The sequence below is a fragment of the Enterococcus spodopteracolus genome, assembly GCF_030441955.1.
GTDB classification, from domain to species: domain Bacteria; phylum Bacillota; class Bacilli; order Lactobacillales; family Enterococcaceae; genus Enterococcus_B; species Enterococcus_B spodopteracolus.
In genome coordinates this window covers 67,618-85,721 of the sequence record NZ_JARJHD010000005.1, presented here as the reverse complement: position 1 = coordinate 85,721, position 18,104 = coordinate 67,618, and the positions used below count along the sequence as shown (strand labels likewise).

The 18,104-nt window shown below is 36.1% G+C and carries 21 protein-coding genes; 12 read left to right on the top strand and 9 right to left on the bottom strand.

Annotated elements, in window-relative coordinates; genetic code table 11:
* Positions 1-161: 161 nt before the first annotated feature.
* The 3 genes from P3R27_RS08380 to P3R27_RS08370 all read right to left on the bottom strand — a co-directional run bounded on the left by P3R27_RS08380 (position 162) and on the right by P3R27_RS08370 (position 1,277).
* Positions 162-431: a hypothetical protein gene (locus tag P3R27_RS08380; protein WP_010735646.1), complete on the bottom strand. Its 270-nt coding sequence runs from the start codon at positions 429-431 to the stop codon at positions 162-164.
* 194 nt (positions 432-625) lie between these two features.
* Positions 626-751 carry a hypothetical protein gene (locus P3R27_RS08375; protein ID WP_010735645.1) on the bottom strand — a complete coding sequence of 42 codons (126 nt, stop codon included), beginning with the start codon at positions 749-751 and terminating at the stop codon, positions 626-628.
* A 70-nt stretch (positions 752-821) separates the two neighbouring features.
* Positions 822-1,277, bottom strand: coding sequence for a DUF441 domain-containing protein (locus P3R27_RS08370; protein WP_010735644.1), 456 nt, complete (start codon positions 1,275-1,277; stop codon positions 822-824).
* 434 nt (positions 1,278-1,711) lie between these two features.
* Here P3R27_RS08370 and P3R27_RS08365 point away from each other — a divergent pair, with 434 nt between their 5' ends.
* From P3R27_RS08365 to P3R27_RS08350, 4 genes are read left to right on the top strand one after another with little or no spacing between them, the layout of a single operon-like run.
* Entirely contained in the window at positions 1,712-2,140 is a 429-nt protein-coding gene (locus P3R27_RS08365) for a DUF1310 family protein (protein WP_200868969.1), read from the top strand.
* Positions 2,121-3,365 carry a hypothetical protein gene (locus P3R27_RS08360; protein WP_301356926.1) on the top strand — a complete coding sequence of 415 codons (1,245 nt, stop codon included), beginning with the start codon at positions 2,121-2,123 and terminating at the stop codon, positions 3,363-3,365. Before P3R27_RS08365 ends, P3R27_RS08360 begins: the two co-directional genes overlap by 20 nt.
* A 2-nt stretch (positions 3,366-3,367) precedes the next feature.
* Positions 3,368-3,697, top strand: coding sequence for a hypothetical protein (locus tag P3R27_RS08355; RefSeq protein WP_034689315.1), 330 nt, complete (start codon positions 3,368-3,370; stop codon positions 3,695-3,697).
* Positions 3,698-3,716: 19 nt separating this feature from the next.
* Positions 3,717-3,956, top strand: a complete 240-nt coding sequence (locus P3R27_RS08350; RefSeq protein WP_034689314.1) for a hypothetical protein — start codon at positions 3,717-3,719, stop codon at positions 3,954-3,956.
* A 183-nt stretch (positions 3,957-4,139) separates the two neighbouring features.
* On the opposite strand, the gene P3R27_RS08345 is transcribed toward P3R27_RS08350, so the two are convergent.
* Both P3R27_RS08345 and P3R27_RS08340 read right to left on the bottom strand, forming a co-directional pair.
* Positions 4,140-5,096 carry a permease prefix domain 1-containing protein gene (locus P3R27_RS08345; RefSeq protein WP_034689313.1) on the bottom strand — a complete coding sequence of 319 codons (957 nt, stop codon included), beginning with the start codon at positions 5,094-5,096 and terminating at the stop codon, positions 4,140-4,142.
* Entirely contained in the window at positions 5,093-5,425 is a 333-nt protein-coding gene (locus P3R27_RS08340) for a PadR family transcriptional regulator (protein ID WP_019723123.1), read from the bottom strand. The genes P3R27_RS08345 and P3R27_RS08340 overlap by 4 nt, the downstream gene beginning before the upstream one ends.
* A gap of 507 nt (positions 5,426-5,932) precedes the next feature.
* Here P3R27_RS08340 and abc-f point away from each other — a divergent pair.
* Positions 5,933-7,516, top strand: coding sequence for a ribosomal protection-like ABC-F family protein (gene abc-f, locus P3R27_RS08335; RefSeq protein ID WP_034689312.1), 1,584 nt, complete (start codon positions 5,933-5,935; stop codon positions 7,514-7,516).
* A 115-nt stretch (positions 7,517-7,631) separates the two neighbouring features.
* Here abc-f and P3R27_RS08330 read toward each other — a convergent pair whose 3' ends face one another.
* From P3R27_RS08330 to P3R27_RS08320, 3 genes are all read right to left on the bottom strand, one after another.
* Positions 7,632-8,465: an undecaprenyl-diphosphate phosphatase gene (locus P3R27_RS08330; RefSeq protein WP_034689311.1), complete on the bottom strand. Its 834-nt coding sequence runs from the start codon at positions 8,463-8,465 to the stop codon at positions 7,632-7,634.
* 153 nt (positions 8,466-8,618) lie between these two features.
* Positions 8,619-9,323 (bottom strand): histidine phosphatase family protein, encoded by a 705-nt coding sequence (locus P3R27_RS08325; RefSeq protein WP_010735634.1) that lies wholly within the window; start codon positions 9,321-9,323, stop codon positions 8,619-8,621.
* Between the two features lie 23 nt (positions 9,324-9,346).
* Complete coding sequence (locus tag P3R27_RS08320) at positions 9,347-9,973, bottom strand: MBL fold metallo-hydrolase (protein WP_034689310.1); 627 nt, start codon at positions 9,971-9,973, stop codon at positions 9,347-9,349.
* 315 nt (positions 9,974-10,288) lie between these two features.
* On the opposite strand from P3R27_RS08320, the gene P3R27_RS08315 reads away from it, so the two are divergent.
* Positions 10,289-12,637, top strand: coding sequence for an ATP-dependent DNA helicase (locus P3R27_RS08315; protein ID WP_271525279.1), 2,349 nt, complete (start codon positions 10,289-10,291; stop codon positions 12,635-12,637).
* A gap of 58 nt (positions 12,638-12,695) precedes the next feature.
* Here P3R27_RS08315 and P3R27_RS08310 read toward each other — a convergent pair whose 3' ends face one another.
* Positions 12,696-13,190: a YajQ family cyclic di-GMP-binding protein gene (locus P3R27_RS08310; protein WP_034689308.1), complete on the bottom strand. Its 495-nt coding sequence runs from the start codon at positions 13,188-13,190 to the stop codon at positions 12,696-12,698.
* Positions 13,191-13,363: 173 nt separating this feature from the next.
* Here P3R27_RS08310 and P3R27_RS08305 point away from each other — a divergent pair, with 173 nt between their 5' ends.
* From P3R27_RS08305 to P3R27_RS08280, 6 genes are all read left to right on the top strand, one after another.
* The gene (locus P3R27_RS08305; RefSeq protein WP_080693166.1) at positions 13,364-14,293 is read left to right on the top strand and encodes a YitT family protein; all 930 of its coding nucleotides are present in this window, start codon (positions 13,364-13,366) and stop codon (positions 14,291-14,293) included.
* A gap of 248 nt (positions 14,294-14,541) precedes the next feature.
* Complete coding sequence (locus P3R27_RS08300) at positions 14,542-14,880, top strand: metal-sulfur cluster assembly factor (protein WP_019723739.1); 339 nt, start codon at positions 14,542-14,544, stop codon at positions 14,878-14,880.
* 181 nt (positions 14,881-15,061) lie between these two features.
* Positions 15,062-16,039, top strand: a complete 978-nt coding sequence (locus P3R27_RS08295) for a tyrosine-type recombinase/integrase (RefSeq protein ID WP_194179719.1) — start codon at positions 15,062-15,064, stop codon at positions 16,037-16,039.
* A gap of 79 nt (positions 16,040-16,118) precedes the next feature.
* A complete protein-coding gene (locus P3R27_RS08290; RefSeq protein ID WP_301399074.1) occupies positions 16,119-16,739 on the top strand; it encodes an AbiTii domain-containing protein in 621 nt (206 codons plus the stop codon).
* Positions 16,732-17,292 carry a hypothetical protein gene (locus P3R27_RS08285; protein WP_104764518.1) on the top strand — a complete coding sequence of 187 codons (561 nt, stop codon included), beginning with the start codon at positions 16,732-16,734 and terminating at the stop codon, positions 17,290-17,292. The genes P3R27_RS08290 and P3R27_RS08285 overlap by 8 nt, the downstream gene beginning before the upstream one ends.
* Positions 17,293-17,519: 227 nt before the next feature.
* Complete coding sequence (locus P3R27_RS08280; RefSeq protein ID WP_301357585.1) at positions 17,520-18,092, top strand: tyrosine-type recombinase/integrase; 573 nt, start codon at positions 17,520-17,522, stop codon at positions 18,090-18,092.
* Positions 18,093-18,104: the final 12 nt, after the last annotated feature.

Below are 18,104 nucleotides of genomic sequence, written 5' to 3'. Positions count from 1 at the left end.
ATAAATAATTGAATGGGATGTTTGGTACTGAAATAGTATATAACAAAGTCAACCGTTTGCAAAGTTTTTTTTGAAAAGGGATACGATTGCTTCAAATCAATGAATCATAACGTTAACATAGATTAGTTATTTTATAACTAATTGGAATGCATGGAAATAAGCTATTCGGGTGTTCCAATGATTTTGATGTATTCATCGATGTTTTTGATCATCATTCGTTTGATGACTAATTGATTTCGGCGATTCCATTTCCCGCTAACTTCCAATACATATTTGTTTAAAGGTAAACGTAAAACATATTTTGCCAAGTAGCGATCTTTAATTAGACAATTGATTACCCGATCTTCAAGTTGGAGATTCAAACCAGTCAACATCATTGGTTGTTCTTGTAAAACATACGTATCAATCAAAAGACCTTCAAAAGTTTCCACGAGCGTCTTCCTTTCTTCTAAATCAAACATTTCGCACTTCTTTTAAAATTTCCTGCATAAAAGAGTTGCACTCACACCTAGTATAACAAAAAAGAAGCACCAAGCCAAAAAAAAGCCGAAAGAACTTGAATAATCCCAAGATCTTTCAAGTTTTCCGACTTTTTTATAGAGTTTTGAAAAAATAGTTACGTATATTAAAAATTGGCATCAAAAACGTTTTGGATCAAATCAGGAAATAGTAAGTAAGTCAATCCAATAATCAATAGAACAGCCAATAAAAACCATCCAACAGTCCCAAAGAAATATTTTAGTTTTTGCATATGCGATCACCTCAAAACTAGTATACCACGAACAAAAAAATTATCCTTTTCTCAACCACTAGATGCATCATTATTTATTAAAAGAAAACAATTGGAGAATGCAATAGGCGATTCCAGAAGCAATCACAGGGCCCGCTGCGATCCCTTTTAAAAAGACAACGCCTAAGATCGTTCCAAAAACTAAAGCCACAGTGATTTGTGGATCTGTCGCAATCAAGCCAACGCCTTTAGACGACAATACAGCAACTAAGCCACCACAGAAGATCGCTACCCAACCCATAGGTGATTTGAACGCATCAAGCAAATCTTTTAAACCAATATCACCTGTAGCAATAGGCACTAAAATCGCCGCAGTAATGATCGTCACGCCAATATTGATTCCTTTCCCTTGGAGCCATGTCAAAAAATCTTTTGATGCAGGAATAAACTTAACAAGTAAAATAAAACCAGTCGCTAACATCAGACTTTGATTTTTAGCAAGGACGGCAACCAGCATGATCAACCCAAGAAATAACCAACTTTCCATCAAAAAACCTCACTTTCTAATTATTCATCATACCATTTTTTTAATACGATGCAAAAGAGTCATTAGCAAAATATTTGATCGAACATAGAACGAACAAAAGAGTGCGAAGAATTAGACGAAAAGGCAAAATGAGAAAAATACCTACGTTGATGATGTCAAAACATGTTTTTATGAGGTGAAGAATAGACTATCTGATTTATCATGTATACTTGATGTGAAAAAGTAACAGATCAAAAATATATAAAAAAGAAAGGGTGAATGTTTGTGAGAGTCAGTTGAAATGGCGTAATTAAATAAGAGGAGATGGGAAAAAGAGAAGAAGATCATGTGGCATGTCATTCCATACACTGATTGATCAATGAAACATACATAAAAGCTGTGACGTACTGCTTACAACAAAATTATGATAGACATAATAAAAAAGGAGGTCATTTATGAAGCGAAAACCGATCAAGAAGCGCCAAATCGTACTGATCATCACTGGCATATGCCTATTATGGATTGGAGGAACGATGTATATGGACCATTTGAAGTTAGAAGAAGAAATGATTCGAGTTGTGAATAGTGAAGAAGCAAAAATCATTTTTGAAACAGGGTTAAAAAACATAGAACCAAAGGCGCTAACAGCGGAAGGTGTCATACAAAGTTATAAAATCGATTATGAAAGTATAAAAAGAAATCCAATGGGTGGAATTAGTGTACAACTGATTATCAATGATAATGATGAGCTACTTACTTTCAATATCTTAAACCGCTATATGATAGACGGGAAATTAGGCGAACTGGAAAATGGTAGTGGAGGTTGGTCTAGTGCACTTGATAAATTATTAAAGGAAAGGATGGATGACAGTGAAGAATACTGAAAAGGATAAAGTTGAAATAGCAAAAAAGCAATACGAAAAATTAGATTTGGACAGTCCTTTTTCAATTAATAGTAATAAATTAAATATCGGTTACGTCTCCCACATCAACAGCAAAATCACCGGCGAACAATCCTTTATCATTACCGACAAATATGTTCCCTTATCAGCACCTCTTAGCGAAAGGGAAAGCGTAAAAGAAGTCATAGTTTTATATCGTGGTTCGTCGTTTGATTCTTCATTAGATACCAAATTAGATTGGCAGTACAATAATATTTTTACAGCTTTTCAGGTGATCAATGGTGGTGGGGCAGCAGCGATGCCTCAGCTTCAATCTTCTGCGACAACACTACAACAAACATTGGAAGCTTATCCAAATGCTGAATTTAATGTCTATGGTCATTGTTTAGGGTCAATGAATGCGCAATATGCGTTAGCGAGTATTTCTTCAAGTGATGCGGATCGTGTTTATGGCTATGTGTATCAGGGACCGAATATCTATGAGGTATTAACGCCTGAGCAAAAACGGCAAGCGGATTATTTGACCGAAGAGTATCGTCTTTTGAATTACATTGACTCAAAAGACTTAGTTGCGATTGGATATGGGGGAGGCAAAAAGGCAGTTGGGCAGATCGTTTATCCACTATCTGAACGGCTAGGCTTGAGGCGCACGATCGATCAACATATGTGGGGAGGTTACCAATTTGAGGAAGATGGTGCTTTATTGACAACGAATGGCAGTGGCACTGTATTAGCAGAGTATCAAAGACGATTGAAAAAAAGATCAATTGCTAGTATTAAAAGTGAATGGAGCGGACAAACAGGGGGAATGTCGGCAGCTAAAGAAGTTTATCTGGATGCAATTCAAGCGAAAAGCATTGTTTCAGGAATGAAGACAGCGATTGATGAAAAAATCACTGAACTGATGACGGTCTATCAAACAGGCATCGATCAGGCGAATCAATTGTGGCAAGATACAATCGCTAATGCGCGTTCATATGGAAGCAATCTTACAGAGATGGAACAAATAGAAGCGTTAGAGCGAGGAGGGGTGACTCGACAACACGTACTAATCGAACCAGTCACTGACTATGAAGCGGCGTTGAATCAACTTCGCTCGATCAAATCAAGTTACGAAGATCTGATCTATCAAATCAATCAGACGATTGATCAGCAAATACAATGGGATAGTGAATTAGCGAGCCAATTCAAGAAAGGAACATTTTAGTGATGGCTAATAATGAGTCGAAAGAAATGAAAAAAATCGAAGAAGATTATTGGCACAAGAAAGATGAATTAGAGAATAAAATAGCGGATCTTGAAGTAGAAAAACGTTCATTTACACGCTACTTAGATCAATTAGGAGAAAAAATCCCGCTGACTCAACGAATATTTTTAGACGGAGGAACTATCGATCCTCGTATCGCGTATCGCTTGATCAATGAGGCAAGCGAAGAAGGGCAATATCTTGTACGTAAAGCATTACATAGGATTGAAGACGAATTAGCAGAAAATCAGCAAAACTATCAGTTAGCTAAATTAAATCATAAAAATCAATAAATGGAAGGGAAAGGTAGCAATGTTTGATGAGCAAATAAGGGGACTAGAAAAAGCATTGATTACTTGGTTTATTGCTAGTCATAGCCGTGCCAGTTCAGATACAAAAAAGAAGACGATCCAAGTCACGCGAGATCTCACAAACCAAGAATTAAAAGATAGGACAAAACAGTATACCGATCGATTAACTGATGCGGCAAAAGGAGAATGGGTCGATAAGGCAGCGAACGTGGTCAAAGACATAACAAAAGCTTTTAGTTAGAAAATTTAAAAGTCTCTGGGACATTCGATCTCTTGCACCACATAAAAAACGCATAAACGGCGGGAGCAAAAGTAACCTCTTCGAAAACTAAGGCGCAATCCATAAAAATCTGAAAAACAATTTTCGTGGATTGCGCCTTAGTTCTTGATGCTAAACACTTCGGCCCCGACCGCGCTTGAGAAGTTATTTACGTTTCAATCTTTCAAGGAAATAGTCTTCCAATACACCGCCTAATACAAAGATGAGCCAAGAGTAAGCCCAGCTTCGGGTCATAAAGGACCAAACCATGTAAACGATGAAGATGCCCGGCCAGTATAAACGTTCAAATAAACGAATCATTTCCGCTGAGTCGCCATACATATGTTGAGACGCTCGCGGTCCAGGCTCATCTTCATCTGAGATAAAGAACGTTCCTTCTGCCACTTTTGAAAACCAAGTGTAGATGATGCTGACATAGACGATAAAGAAGACGCCGAGTGCCACGAAAGCAAAGAAAAGTAATAAAGCGAATCCAATCGGTAAGCCAAAAGCTCTATTCGTCAAGATAGGTGTGACCGAAAGGATACATAAAATGATACCGAAAACTAGTCCTACTCGAAAACTTTTCGCATAGGCTTCTGTTTGTTGTCTTGCTTCGATTTTTACTTGCTGTGAATAGGGACGATCATTTAGTTTCTTCTTACTAGCTGAATAGCTCAAACTTGTAGTAATAATCAAACCAACGCCTAAAGCGACCAGAAGAAACAATGCTAGAAAACCGATGATCTCGCTAATACCATTAGCAAAAAATACGAGCATTCCTACAGCTAAGATACAACTAGCAATTCCTGTTGAAAGAAAAAGGGAGAAACGACGAACTTGGTTCCAAAATGAAATCACTTCATCGAGTTCAATCTCGTTTTCCCAGACTTCTTCGTCAAAAGAGGACCGAGAAAGTTCCAATTCTTGGAGGATCTCATCAATAGAGCCAAATTCACTGATGACTGCACCAATGGCTTCATGCTCTGATTTTCCTTCTTCTAATAAGCCATGATACTGATCTTCCATGATTGCCAATAGGTCTTCTTTGGCTTTTTTTGTTTCAGGTGTATTCGGTACATTTAAAAATAAACTATCTAGATAATCCTTAATGGTTTTCATGTTTCTCCTCCTTGTAGAAAACGGTCAACAACGATTTTTGTTTGCTGCCACTCGTCTTTTTTTTCTTCTAATAATTTCTTCCCAGCACTACTGATTCGATAATACGTTCGTTTCTTGCCATGGGTGACTTCGCCAGGATAAGAAAGGATTAGCCCTTGTTTTTCAAGGCGTGTAAACGCGGAATATAAGGTTGTTTCCTTGATGATATACATTGAATCAGTTCCCTCGCGAATCTGTTTAGAGATTTCGTACCCGTAGGAATCTTCTTTGGAAAGAATCGATAAGATGATGGCATCATTATACCCACGAATTGCATCACTTGATATCACTCGATCGCCTCCTTCATAATTACTACATCTGTCGTAATAATTATAAAACAATTACTACGACAGGTAAAGTAAATAAAATGAATTACTTAGAATTCAGTCTTAGGTCTGAGTCTTTTTGGTCGAAATCGATCAGTAGAGACAATACATGTAGAAATGTAGCAATGTTCAGTCTAGATGTTTATTTCTTTTATTCTCATTTGAGCTTTTATGAGTGATTTGGTACAATTGATATAAATATAGTGAAAAGGAGGGACATATTTAATGGGCAGCTTGACTAAAATAACAGAAGCAGATAATTATTCTAGATATCATATTAGCTTTAGTCATGCAATTATTTTTGTATTTTCTATCCAAGGCATCAGTGTGCTTAAAAGTAGAAAATTCAATCAAAAATAAATGACCATTCAATATGTTTATTCCATTTTTAGCTAAGTACCAGATAAATGAAATAACAACAGGTCATGAATTTTTTCATGGCTTTTTTGATTGGTCTTAAGGAGCGAGAAAATGTATATTCAAGCGAATAAGATCAGTAAAAATTATAGTGGCGTACCTCTTTTTGCAAATTTGAATTGCACACTCAATAAACAAGACAAAATCGGATTGATCGGACAAAATGGAACTGGGAAAACAACTCTTCTTCAAATGTTGATCGGGTCTGAAGGTGTTGATGAAGGGACAGTTAGTAGAAAAAAAGGGCTGTCGATTGGTTATATTCCACAGAAAATGGAAAATGGCTCAATCGTTACTTTTGACTATGTGTATCAAAGCTTCAAAGACATCCAAGAATTGCAAACACAACTCACTTACTATGAAGAAAAAATGTGTATCGCAACAGAAGATCTGGACCATATCATGAAAGTATATGGCGACTTGCAGCAACGATTTGAGACGATGGGCGGATATGGATTAGAAGATCGGATCACGAGTGTTTTGAAAGGATTAGATCTTGCAGAACAAATTGAAATACCGCTTGATCAATTAAGCGGAGGCGAACGTATTCGAGTAGAATTAGCCAAAGTACTATTACAAGAAAATGATGTCCTTCTATTAGATGAGCCAACCAATCATCTTGATCTCGACTCTGTACAATGGTTAGAAGAATATCTGAAATTGACAAATTGTGCGTTCCTCGTGATTTCCCATGATCGTGCGTTTCTTGACAATGTAGTCAGAAAAATCATGGAGATCGAGGACGGTCAGATAATCGAATATTCGGGAAATTATAGTCGTTACATGACGTTGAAAAAACAACGGATACAGGAACTTCAAAAAAATCATGAACTTCAGCAAAAAGAAATCAAACGATTGAAAGGAATGATACGACGCTATCGTCAATGGGGAAATGAAGGGGACAATGAAGCATTCTTCAAAAAAGCAAAAGAAATCGAGCGCCGATTAGAAAAAATGACACTGATCAATGCGCCTAAGGTCCCCCGCGAAAAACTAACTACAATCAGTCAAGAAGATCTGTCGGGGAAAGAAGTGTTAGTTGCCAAAAATATAAAGAAAACAGTAGGTAAAAAATGTTTGTTTTCAGATAGTTCGTTTAAGGTCTATCGTGGTGAGCGGATCGCCATATTAGGTAAGAATGGTTCTGGGAAATCAACGCTATTAAAAGTAGTGATGGGGGAAATAGGAGTAGATGAAGGGGCCATTAAAACTGGCGCAAGTTTGTCAATTGGCTATTTACCTCAACGCTTAACGTTTGATCAACCAGAACAACGGATATTGAATTATGCTAAATACCTGATACCTGATGAACAGAAAGCACGACAAGTATTAGCGAAATTTGGATTCTTTAGTGGGGATGTCGCTAAAAGGATCAAAGATCTTTCTGGCGGAGAACAAGTAAGGCTGTGCCTCTTGAAACTATTCCAAAAGAAATTCAATGTATTGATCTTAGATGAACCAACCAATCACTTGGATATCTATGTAAGAGAAGAAATCGAAGAATTATTGTTTACATTTACCGGTACCATTTTAGCAGTTACTCATGATCGCTATTTCTTGCGAAAGAATTTCGATCAGATATTATTAGTGAAGGATAAAAAAATCGAAAAGCTATTGTATGAGGATCATTCATTTTAGCTCAAAAAAGTATATAAAAAATAGTAGTAAGCTCAACGATGTCTGAGCTTACTACTATTTTATTTTGTTGTTGCGCTTACCAATCATTTAGCTAGTTTGCGATGAGCATATCAAATTACATGGCGATGAACCAGTAACCGATCAAGATGATCCCTAGAATGATACGATACCAGCCAAAAACAGTAAAGTCATTACGTTTCAAGTAGTTGATCAAGAACTTGATCGCAAAAATCGAAACGATGAATGAAACCACAGTACCCACTAAAAGAATAACTGTTTCTTCCATTTGGAAGGTGTTACCATCAGCAAGGTATTTCACGATCTTTAATCCACTGGCACCAAACATCACGGGAATGCCAAGGAAAAATGAGAACTCAGTGGCAACGAAGCGGGAAGCACCAATCAGGATTGCTCCAAGGATCGTAGCGCCGGAGCGTGAAGTCCCTGGTATCAAAGCCAAGACTTGGAAAGCCCCAATCAGAATCGCTGCTTGGAAAGTCAAATCATTCAGGTTTGACCAACGAGGTGTTTTATTTTTGTTTCGCTTTTCAACAATGATAAAACCGATACCGTAAACGATCAAGGCGATCGCTACTGGTAAAAATTTATAAAAATGGGCATCTAACCAATCGTCCAATAATAAACCAATAATAGCTGCTGGCACACAAGCAACAAGTACTTTTGACCATAAAACCCACGTATCTTTTTTCTCGATCGAGGATTTGCTTGGTGCAAAAGGATTCAACTTGTGGAAATACAAAACAACGACGGCTAAAATCGCTCCTAATTGGATCACGACATTGAACATCGACATGAATTGTGAACTTGCATCAAGCTTGATGAATTCATCTGCTAAGATCAAATGTCCTGTACTACTGATTGGCAGCCACTCTGTGATTCCTTCAATGATTCCTAGAATCGCTGCTTTTATGATATTTGCAAAAAACATAAATTCCTTCCTTCCCAATTAAAATACAACATTTAGTATACCGTTCTTTGTTTCCAAAGCCAAATTGTTTCTTTGAGATTAATACAAAAATAAAGGACTTCAAAAAAAGTACACTGAAATCAAAAGACTTCAATGTACTTATTCAATGACTCATCACATAAATGATTCTCTTGTCTGTTGTTTTCCTTGTTCGATATAACTGGTATCGTTGACACTTTCAATTGAAAAACGACCATTTTTATAGGTTACTTTTGTGACACTACCATTTAACAATCCAGCACGAACTGGTTGAGAAGGATCGATCAAGCTAAGAAGAAAAGCAATCGTTAGGCCGTGGGAGACGACTAAAACATTGCCGCCATTGTTCTTCTCACACTGATGGGCAATATCTTCAAAACCTGACCAGACACGTTCTTTTAATTCGGCATAAGGTTGCGCCCAGCCAGCAGTATCCGTCTCATAGATGGCATTAGCGATTTGTTCAAAGGTCACATCTGTGGTGAACATCTCATCGTATGTTTGAAAATTTAGTACACGAGGAATGACACCCCACATCTCCATGTCGTAGCCACCTTCTAGCGAACCAAAACACCATTCACGAATCCGTTTATCAATAAAGTAAGGAATTTCTTTCCCTTTTGTATGTTCGCTTAAAACGATCCGTGCCGTTTCGATTGCACGACCACTGTCGCTTGAATAGGCGTAAGAAAAATCGATATCTTTTAGACCTTTACCTAAAAAATGGATACCTTCTTGTCCTTGTTTCGTCAATGGTGTGTCACACCAGCCTTGCACACGTTCAATCGTATTGAACATTGTTTTACCATGACGGACGATATACAGGGTTGTTTCACTCATGTTGAACGACCTCCTAAGTTTGATTAAGCGTTAAAAAATGGGTTTGTTTTTTTCTCGTGTTCAATCGTTGTTGGTTCTCCATGGCCAGGATAGACCACAAATTCATTTGGTAGAACAAAAAGTTGTGTCGTGATGCTATAGAGTAACTGCTCTAAATTACCGGTGTAGAGATCGGTGCGACCAATACTCCCTTTAAAGAGTGCGTCTCCCGATATCACGAAGTCATCGAAAATAAAGCTAACACTACCGGCTGAATGACCAGGTGTTGGAACGACTTCAAATGACATATTCCCAAGACGGTATTGTTTCATTTCAAATTCATATTCCGCAGGAGAAACAATGATATTATCCATATCATCATGGCGACCAAGTCCTGAGAGATTCAAGATTGGATCTCCAAGCCATTCTTGTTCTATTGGACTGACATAGACAGGGATCTCATAGGTATTTCTCAACGCTTCGACAGCGCCAATGTGGTCGTAATGCGTATGCGTTAGTAAGATAGCGACAGGTTGTTGCTGGATCTTCTTGATTTGTTCTTGGATCATTTCAGCGTCAGCTCCTGGATCAATGATCAGAAGCGCTTCGTCGTTGTAGACAAGGTAACAGTTTTCCTCGATTGTTCCAGTTTTTAATTGTAAAACATGCATAAAAGAAAACCTCCAACTTTTAAAAATTCTTTCTTCTATCGTTCGATATAAGTATAACGCAAATATGGATCAGAAACAAAAGTGTCTACTTTTATAACATCAGTTATCTGAATTGTCAGATTATATGAAAAGTGTTTAAAAATTTTAAACGGAAGAATAGAAAATTTTCATTGATTTTTCATTTACTCTTGTTACATTGAGTGTATCCAAAAATCCAAATTCTATATCCTATATCCCTGCTTATCCGAGCAGGGTGTTTTTGTTTTTTGCGAAACGGTCTATTTTGCGGTACTCTAATACAAGAAGGAGGCGACCATGGTGAAAAAATCTAAAATATCTGTCCGTCACTTAGTCGAGTTCATCTTGCGTCGCGGAAGTATCGATAATCGAAAGAAAAGTAATCATACCGCCTTGGAAGGTGCAAAAATCCATCGCAAGCTCCAAAAAGAAGCAGGCGAAGAGTATCAAAAAGAAGTGTTCTTACAAACCAGCGTACAGCTTGATCCTTATGAACTGATCGTTGAAGGACGAGCAGATGGTATCTTCAAAAAAGAGGGTGTGTACCACATCGACGAAATTAAAACGTCGGAACCACGCTTTGAAGATTTAGAACCTGAACAAGTCGAATTGTTTTTTCATCAAGCAAGAGTGTACGCCTATATTTATAGTCAAGTAAACAACTTAGAGGAGATCAACCTCCAGCTAACCTATTATCAAACCACAGAAGAAGTGATCACACGGAAAGTGGAACATCAGACGAGAGAACAACTGGAAGTGTTTTTTAAAAAACTGACCGAGGATTACCAAGAGTGGTTGATTTTTCAGGAAAATTGGCGCACGGTACGTAATGCCTCATTGATGGCACTAAAGTTTCCATACGAAGAGTATCGTAAAGGACAAAGGGAACTGGCAGTTGCTGCCTATAAAACGATCCGGACAAAACAAAAACTGTTCGCGGAAGCCCCCACTGGTACTGGAAAAACGATCTCTACATTATTCCCAGCCTTAAAGGCGATTGGAGAAGATGAAGGAGAACGTATTTTTTACCTAACCGCGAAAACTATTACGAGACAGGTGGCTGAAGATGCATTAGCAGCGTTAAAAGATGTTGGAGCTGAGACAAAAAGTGTGACCTTGACTGCGAAAGATAAGATTTGCTTCTTAGATGAGACAACGTGTAATCCGGACCAATGCCCTTATGCAAATGGCTATTATAATCGAATCAACGAGGGGTTATGGGATTTATTGAACCACGAAAACCAGATCACTCGTGAGGTGATTGAGAAATATGCGAAGAAACATACTTTATGTCCATTTGAACTCTCTTTAGATGTCAGCTTATGGTGTGACGTGATCATCGGAGATTACAACTATCTTTTCGACCCAACGGTTTACTTGAGACGTTTTTTTGATGAAGAGAAAAATGAAGATCATCTTTTCTTGATCGATGAAGCACACAATTTAGTCAATCGTTCAAGAGAAATGTATTCTGCTGAGTTATCTTATGGAAAAGCACGTAAAGTCTATGGAGAGATCCCGAAGGAATTTAAAAAACTACGTCGTCGATGGAATCGTCTTTTAAAAGCTTTTGATCAGATCCAAGAAATTGCTCTTGAAGAAGGGTGGAACTATCATCATCAAAAAGCCCCAGCAGATTCATTGATCAACGCAGGGTTTCAACTCGGCGAATTTATTCAAGAATGGTTGGCTGAATATCCTGAACATCCGATGCAAGAGCAAATTTTAGGATTTTATTTTGACTTGAATCATTTTTTAAAAATCAGTGAATTCTATGACGATCACTATGAAACAACTGTAGAGAAAAGTTTCCATGATTTGATCGTGAAGCAATTTTGCATCGATCCTAGTTTATTTTTAGAACAATCGTTGAACAAAGGACGGAGTAGCCTTTTGTTTTCTGCGAGTTTTTCACCACTTTCTTATTATCAAGAAACATTAGGGGGCAAAGAGAGTTTAGCGTATCGCTTACCTAGTCCATTCCCAATTGAGAATCAACAAGTACTTATAGCAAGTTATCTTGAAACGACGTATCGCAAAAGAGAGCAGAGTATGCCACGTTTAGTAGAAACGATTCAACGTTTCATTCAAGGGAAGACGGGCAATTATATGATTTTCTTTCCTTCCTATCAATATTTGGACCAAGTCGCCGAAGTGTTCAAAGAAACCTACCCTTCGACTCGCACACTTATCCAAGGAACCAAGTTGAATGAACAAGAACGAGAAGATTTCTTAGCAGAATTTATAGTCGAACCGCAAGAAACATTAGTAGGCTTTTGTGTACTTGGCGGCATTTTTTCAGAAGGAATCGATCTCCGCGGATCACGATTGATTGGTAGTATGATCGTTGGTGTGGGCTTACCACAAATGAATCATGAGCAAGAGTTGATCAAATCTTACTATGATGAAAAAGAACAGCTAGGTTTTGCTTATGCTTACCAGTTACCAGGAATGAATAAAGTATTGCAAGCTGCTGGGCGAGTAATCAGAGATATGGAAGATCAAGGCATTGTGCTTTTAGCCGATCAACGCTTTGCTTCATCAAATTATCGTAAACTCTTCCCGCCACATTGGCACCAAGCAAAAGAAGTTCGAACAGTTGAGGCACTATCACAAACTATCCATCAGTTTTGGCAAGACCACTAAAAAAGGACGAAGCAAAATGCTTGTCCTTTTTTAGTGATATCTCAATAGTACCCATGAACTAACGGTAGTTCGTAAATTGCAATTCGATCGGTAAGTCTAGTTTTCTTAAAAGTGCGATCACAGCTTGTAGATCATCGCGATTTTTACCAGTTACTCGGATCTGGTCTTCTTGGATCTGTGTTTTCACTTTTAGTTTTTCATTTTTGATCGCGGTCGTGATCTTCTTGCCATTATCGCGGTCGATTCCATTGACAAGATCAGCAGATTGGCGTGCTTTCCCACCTAAAGCGTGTTCCGTCTCAGAAAAGTGGATATTTTTGATTGGCACATTGCGTTTATTCAATTTTCCAAACAAAACATCTTTGATTTGTTCGATTTTAAATTCATCGTCACTTAGCACAACTAATTTATTTGTATTCTCTAACTTGATCTCAACCGTTGAATCCTTGAAATCGAAACGGTTAGTTAATTCTTTCGTAGTTTGTTGGATTGCATTTTTTACTTCTTCAATAGATACTTCTGAAATGATATCAAAACTTGCATCTTTTGCCATAATGTCCTCCTCGTTCATTCGGTTTTCTTTTATTGTAGCATAGGCTTATTTTTTTGTGACATCTTTACTAAAATTCTTCTCATTTAAGTAGTCACTATTTTATTTTCTGGAAGAAACTGTTATTCTTACATTTGGAATAAACTTGAAAAGGAGAGGTGCTTGTGAGCAGATTCATGACTGTCTATCAAAGAAACGAAAATCTTAAGAAAATAGTGGTTATCTTGATGACCGGTTTGACTGCAGCGGTGGCATTGAATTATTTTTTGATTCCAGCCAACGTCTTTTCTGCCGGAATGAACGGGATCGCCCAAATCATTGCTTCACTATTATCTGAATGGGTCCATATAGATGTCGATACTGGAACGTTTATTTTTCTATTGAATATTCCTGTATTTATACTAGGCTTTTTAAAAGTCGGAAAACGCGCAACTGTACTTAGTTTCATCAACGTTGTTTGTGTGTCAGTCATGACGACAGTTTTACCGACAGGACAGGTAACAGATAATATACTGATGAATGCATTAGTAGGTGGTGTTTTACTTGGCGTCGGTGTCGGTATTTCTCTTAAAATGGGATTTACGACTGGGGGAATGGACATCATTTCATTGGTTCTTTCTCAAACGACAGGGAAAACCGTAGGAAACTATATGCTGATTTTAAATGGCATTATCGTCGTAGCAGCTGGCTTCCTCTTTAATTGGGAAAGTGCTTTGTATACAATCATCTCGATCTATGCAATGACTCAAGTCATCGATGCGATCCATACGAGTCACCAAAAAGTGACCGCCATGATTGTCACTGTGAAACCTGAAGAAGTGACTGCTGAAATTGCGCAACGTATGGTTCGGGGGATGACTCTCTTACCTTCAGTTGGTGGCTATTCAAAACGTGAAGGAAAAATGATCATGATGGTCATCACACGTTACGAAATGTATGATCTTGATCAAATCGTCCATGAGATCGACGAAGATGCGTTCATCAATATTTTACCAACGCATTCTGTTTTTGGTCGCTTTGCCAATGAGAACGAACAAAAAATGTATCGTTCAACAGGGGTTCTTCCTGAAATCAAACATGCATCTAAAAAGGCAAAAAGCAAATAAAAAAGGGATAGACAAACAAATCTACCCCCTTGTTTGTCACCGTTGAACCGAATAACTGGTGGAAAAAGAAGTAACTTCTTAGGAACTAAGAGGATCTATAAAAAAATTTGAAAAACAATTTGCGTAGCTGTTACCTTAGTTCTTGAGGTGAAACATTACTGTCAAGACTTCGCTTGCCAAATGAATATTTACAAACCCCTTAAAAAAAGGTATGATAAACAAAAATTGTGAGAAGGAGAATCCGAAGAATGAGTGAACAAAAATGGTCTGCTGAAGAAGTAGATGAAATCAAAGAGCGAATTCTCACCGCGTTAGAAATGGTGATTGACCCAGAACTAGGAATCGATATCGTGAACCTAGGTTTGATCTATGAAATCGAATTTGACCCTGAAAATGGAGATACCGTTGTTAAAATGACTTTGACAACGATGGGCTGTCCGTTAGCTGATATCTTGACTGAATCGATCCATGATGCACTAAAAGAAGTGCCAGAAGTGTCGAAAGCAGAAGTCAAATTAGTCTGGTATCCCGCTTGGACAACCGATAAAATGAGTCGTTATGCACGAATTGCTCTAGGAATTAGATAGGAAATAGTGCTGATTTAACAGCGTTTCTCACTCATTTAGTATGTAGTCTAAGCCGATTTTTCGGACTTCGGATACCAGATAAAATGTGGTCATTTTCGATACGGATACCATACTTTATGAGAAGACAATTTCTGAACTCTTTTATTAACTTTTAGAAAAAGTTGATAAGGGAGTTTTTGTTTTGAAAAATTTCAGGTTAGAGGAACTATTAGAAGAAATGTTATTCAATGAAAAAGCTAGAGGAATCTCACAAAAGACGATAAAGAAGCATCAGAAGTTTTTGAAACTGTTCTTTGAATTTTTGAAAAAAGAGCAGATATACTTTATTGAAGACGTGACACCAAAAAGCATTCGTCAATTCATGTTGCTGAAATTAGAAGAGGGCTGTGCTGAAACATATGTGAATAGCCATCTAAGAAGCATCAGAGCGTATTTTAAGTATTGTGTAGATGAAGATTATATCCGATACGATAGAAACCCTTGTATGCGTGTTAAGTGGGTAAAAGAGCGTAAGGTAATTATTCAGACATTTAATGATATGGAAATCAAAGAAATGTTGAAAGTAGCAAAGAAGTTAACTTTCTTTAAACCTCAGAAAATGGATAAGCAACATACTGGCTATCAAACTAGATTCACGAATCAAAGAGATTATTTGCTCTTGCTTATTCTTGTAGATACAGGACTTAGGATTAATGAGGTAATGAACTTAAAAGATGTTCACATCACTAATAAAGAGTTATTTGTTGAAAATGCTAAAGGAAAGAAAGATAGGATTGTTCATTGCTCACCGTTGATTTACAAAGAATATATAAAATACAAGCGAGTAGCAAATTCCTTTTTTGAATATAATGAAATAGAGAATATAGACAATTATGTATTTTTAACAAGAGAAGGCAAACAATACAACTATATTTTAGCTGAACGAGCAATCATAAAAATTGGAAATCAATGCAAGATTAGAAAATCTATTCGGGTAAGTCCACACAGTTTTCGACATTATTTTGCTCAAAAATTGGTTCGTAATGGCACTGATATTTATAGAATTCAGAAATTATTAGGACATGCTTCAATTAAAACAACGGAAGTTTATCTAAGAAGTTTAAATATTGAAGATGAAATTAGTAAAGCGGTAAATTTTTCACCATTGCAGACGATTTAAATAAATCGAACGTTCAATTGTTATTGTATTTTTAAAAAGGTATAATTAAGTATTAATTTAAATGAGGAAGGTGACTATAATGGCAAAAAGTCAATTAATCAAAGATATTGCTACGAATAGTATTAGTATTGAAGAATCATTACAAAGATTACTTTTGATAACTAGTGAGCTTGACAATCAACTTATTTCTAAATGGATATTGTCAGAAATAAATGGTTATCACCGACAAGCTACTTTGCCAGAATATAGAAGAAATATTGCTTATAAATTGATTTATTCAGGAATTAATGGTAATTTTCAAATGAAGAATCAGCCACTACCATTACTCCATTTTTCTGAAAGATTTAGAGATGGTCTTAATGAAACTAATATATATATTAGTATAAAATCTATTGAAAGAATTATTCAAAAAAATGAAACTGTTTGCGAAGACTTAACATATCTAGCACCTGATATACTTAAAAATACAAATATTATGTGTTATGAAATTTTTAAAGAATATAGTAATTTATCTTTGGAACAATTATTAAGTAATATAAAAAGCAAACTTATTTTATTTTTGATTAACCTTGAACATCAATTTGGAAACTTAGATACATTGGATATTGAAAAAGAAATCATAACTACTGAAAAAGTTAAGACTCTTTCGAATACTTTTGAACAACTTATGTATGATGGAAAGGTAGACCAAAATGAATAATGATATAAATTTACTTCTTATTGGAGCTTTAGTCTCTCTAATATCAACAATGATTGGTTTCCTTGGGCAAACGCTTATTCAATATTTAATTTCTAATAAAGGAACAGTAAAAATCTATATAAAAAAAGTCTATAGCAAGGTAAACAATCAACCATATGGATTTATCAAAGATGGTAAGGATATGATTTTTTCAGTTCCAATTTGGATTGAATTTCATAATACTAAAGAAAAAAGAGAAATTATTAGAAACGTTAATCTTCAAATCTATAATAAAGGTAAATACATTAGTAATATGGTTCAAGCTTCGCATATAAAAGAAACCGCCTATGCTAACAACGGAGCCTACTCCTTTATTTTAGAGCCGTTATCTATTTCAAAATTCGATTTGCAATTTCTAATTAAAAAATCAGAAATTGAAGACGATTTTAGTGAAGTTAGAATATCATATTATGATTCTAAAGATATGTATCATGAAAGAAAAATTTTAGATATAGATAATCCGTGGGAAAGTAAAATGTACTCTATTGACAAAGATTGGTTTTTAATAAATTAATAATAATCGTATGCCACTTAGAAAAATATAAGTGGTTTTTTCGTGTTCTACAAATTTGCTACAGTTTACATCTGTAGATATAATAAAATTATGGATACTTTTTCAATTTCTATCCATCGTAAACCTTAATCTATCAATAGTTGAGACTGTGATTTAATAAAGATGGATAGATTTATATTATGAGAGATAGAAAGTATCCATAAATCATTCATTATGGAGGGAGGAATATGCCACAAGGAAATATTAATGTCAAACCAATTAAAGAAAAAGAGGTATTGAAGAATTTTGCATCTGAATTACTAAGAAATAAACATGGACAAAGAGATTATACGATTTTTGTGTTTGGTGTTTTTACTGGACTAAGAATTTCAGATATATTGAATCTAAAAGTGGAAGATGTAAAAGGGAAATTAAAAGCGAATATTATTGAGAAAAAGACAGGAAAGAAAAGAACACTTAATCTGATGCAATTGACTAATCAAATCATTATATATCTAGATGAAGAACATGATGGGGAAAGTGAGTGGTTATTTCCATCACCTAGGGATAATACGAAACATTTAGCTACCCATCAATATTATAAGATTATGCAGAAAACGGCTAATATTCTTGATTTAGACTATATAGGAACTCATACATTGAGAAAAACCTTTGGTTATACCTATTATCAGAAAACAAAAGATTTAACTTCACTGATGAAAATTCTAAATCATAGTTCGCAGAGCGTAACTTTGCGTTATATTGGTATTGAGGAAGAGGAGCTTCAGTCAAGTTTAGATAATTTCAATCCATTTAAATAATCAATATAAAAG

Coding starts and splice junctions, on each gene's coding strand:
- P3R27_RS08375 (WP_010735645.1), bottom strand. CDS start 751: ATGCAAAAACTAAAATATTTCTTTGGGACTGTTGGATGGTTTTTATTG.
- P3R27_RS08370 (WP_010735644.1), bottom strand. CDS start 1,277: ATGGAAAGTTGGTTATTTCTTGGGTTGATCATGCTGGTTGCCGTCCTT.
- P3R27_RS08365 (WP_200868969.1), top strand. CDS start 1,712: ATGAAGCGAAAACCGATCAAGAAGCGCCAAATCGTACTGATCATCACT.
- P3R27_RS08360 (WP_301356926.1), top strand. CDS start 2,121: ATGACAGTGAAGAATACTGAAAAGGATAAAGTTGAAATAGCAAAAAAG.
- P3R27_RS08355 (WP_034689315.1), top strand. CDS start 3,368: ATGGCTAATAATGAGTCGAAAGAAATGAAAAAAATCGAAGAAGATTAT.
- P3R27_RS08350 (WP_034689314.1), top strand. CDS start 3,717: ATGTTTGATGAGCAAATAAGGGGACTAGAAAAAGCATTGATTACTTGG.
- P3R27_RS08345 (WP_034689313.1), bottom strand. CDS start 5,096: ATGAAAACCATTAAGGATTATCTAGATAGTTTATTTTTAAATGTACCG.
- abc-f (WP_034689312.1), top strand. CDS start 5,933: ATGTATATTCAAGCGAATAAGATCAGTAAAAATTATAGTGGCGTACCT.
- P3R27_RS08330 (WP_034689311.1), bottom strand. CDS start 8,465: ATGTTTTTTGCAAATATCATAAAAGCAGCGATTCTAGGAATCATTGAA.
- P3R27_RS08325 (WP_010735634.1), bottom strand. CDS start 9,323: ATGAGTGAAACAACCCTGTATATCGTCCGTCATGGTAAAACAATGTTC.
- P3R27_RS08320 (WP_034689310.1), bottom strand. CDS start 9,973: ATGCATGTTTTACAATTAAAAACTGGAACAATCGAGGAAAACTGTTAC.
- P3R27_RS08315 (WP_271525279.1), top strand. CDS start 10,289: ATGGTGAAAAAATCTAAAATATCTGTCCGTCACTTAGTCGAGTTCATC.
- P3R27_RS08310 (WP_034689308.1), bottom strand. CDS start 13,190: ATGGCAAAAGATGCAAGTTTTGATATCATTTCAGAAGTATCTATTGAA.
- P3R27_RS08305 (WP_080693166.1), top strand. CDS start 13,364: ATGACTGTCTATCAAAGAAACGAAAATCTTAAGAAAATAGTGGTTATC.
- P3R27_RS08300 (WP_019723739.1), top strand. CDS start 14,542: ATGAGTGAACAAAAATGGTCTGCTGAAGAAGTAGATGAAATCAAAGAG.
- P3R27_RS08290 (WP_301399074.1), top strand. CDS start 16,119: ATGGCAAAAAGTCAATTAATCAAAGATATTGCTACGAATAGTATTAGT.
- P3R27_RS08285 (WP_104764518.1), top strand. CDS start 16,732: ATGAATAATGATATAAATTTACTTCTTATTGGAGCTTTAGTCTCTCTA.
- P3R27_RS08280 (WP_301357585.1), top strand. CDS start 17,520: ATGCCACAAGGAAATATTAATGTCAAACCAATTAAAGAAAAAGAGGTA.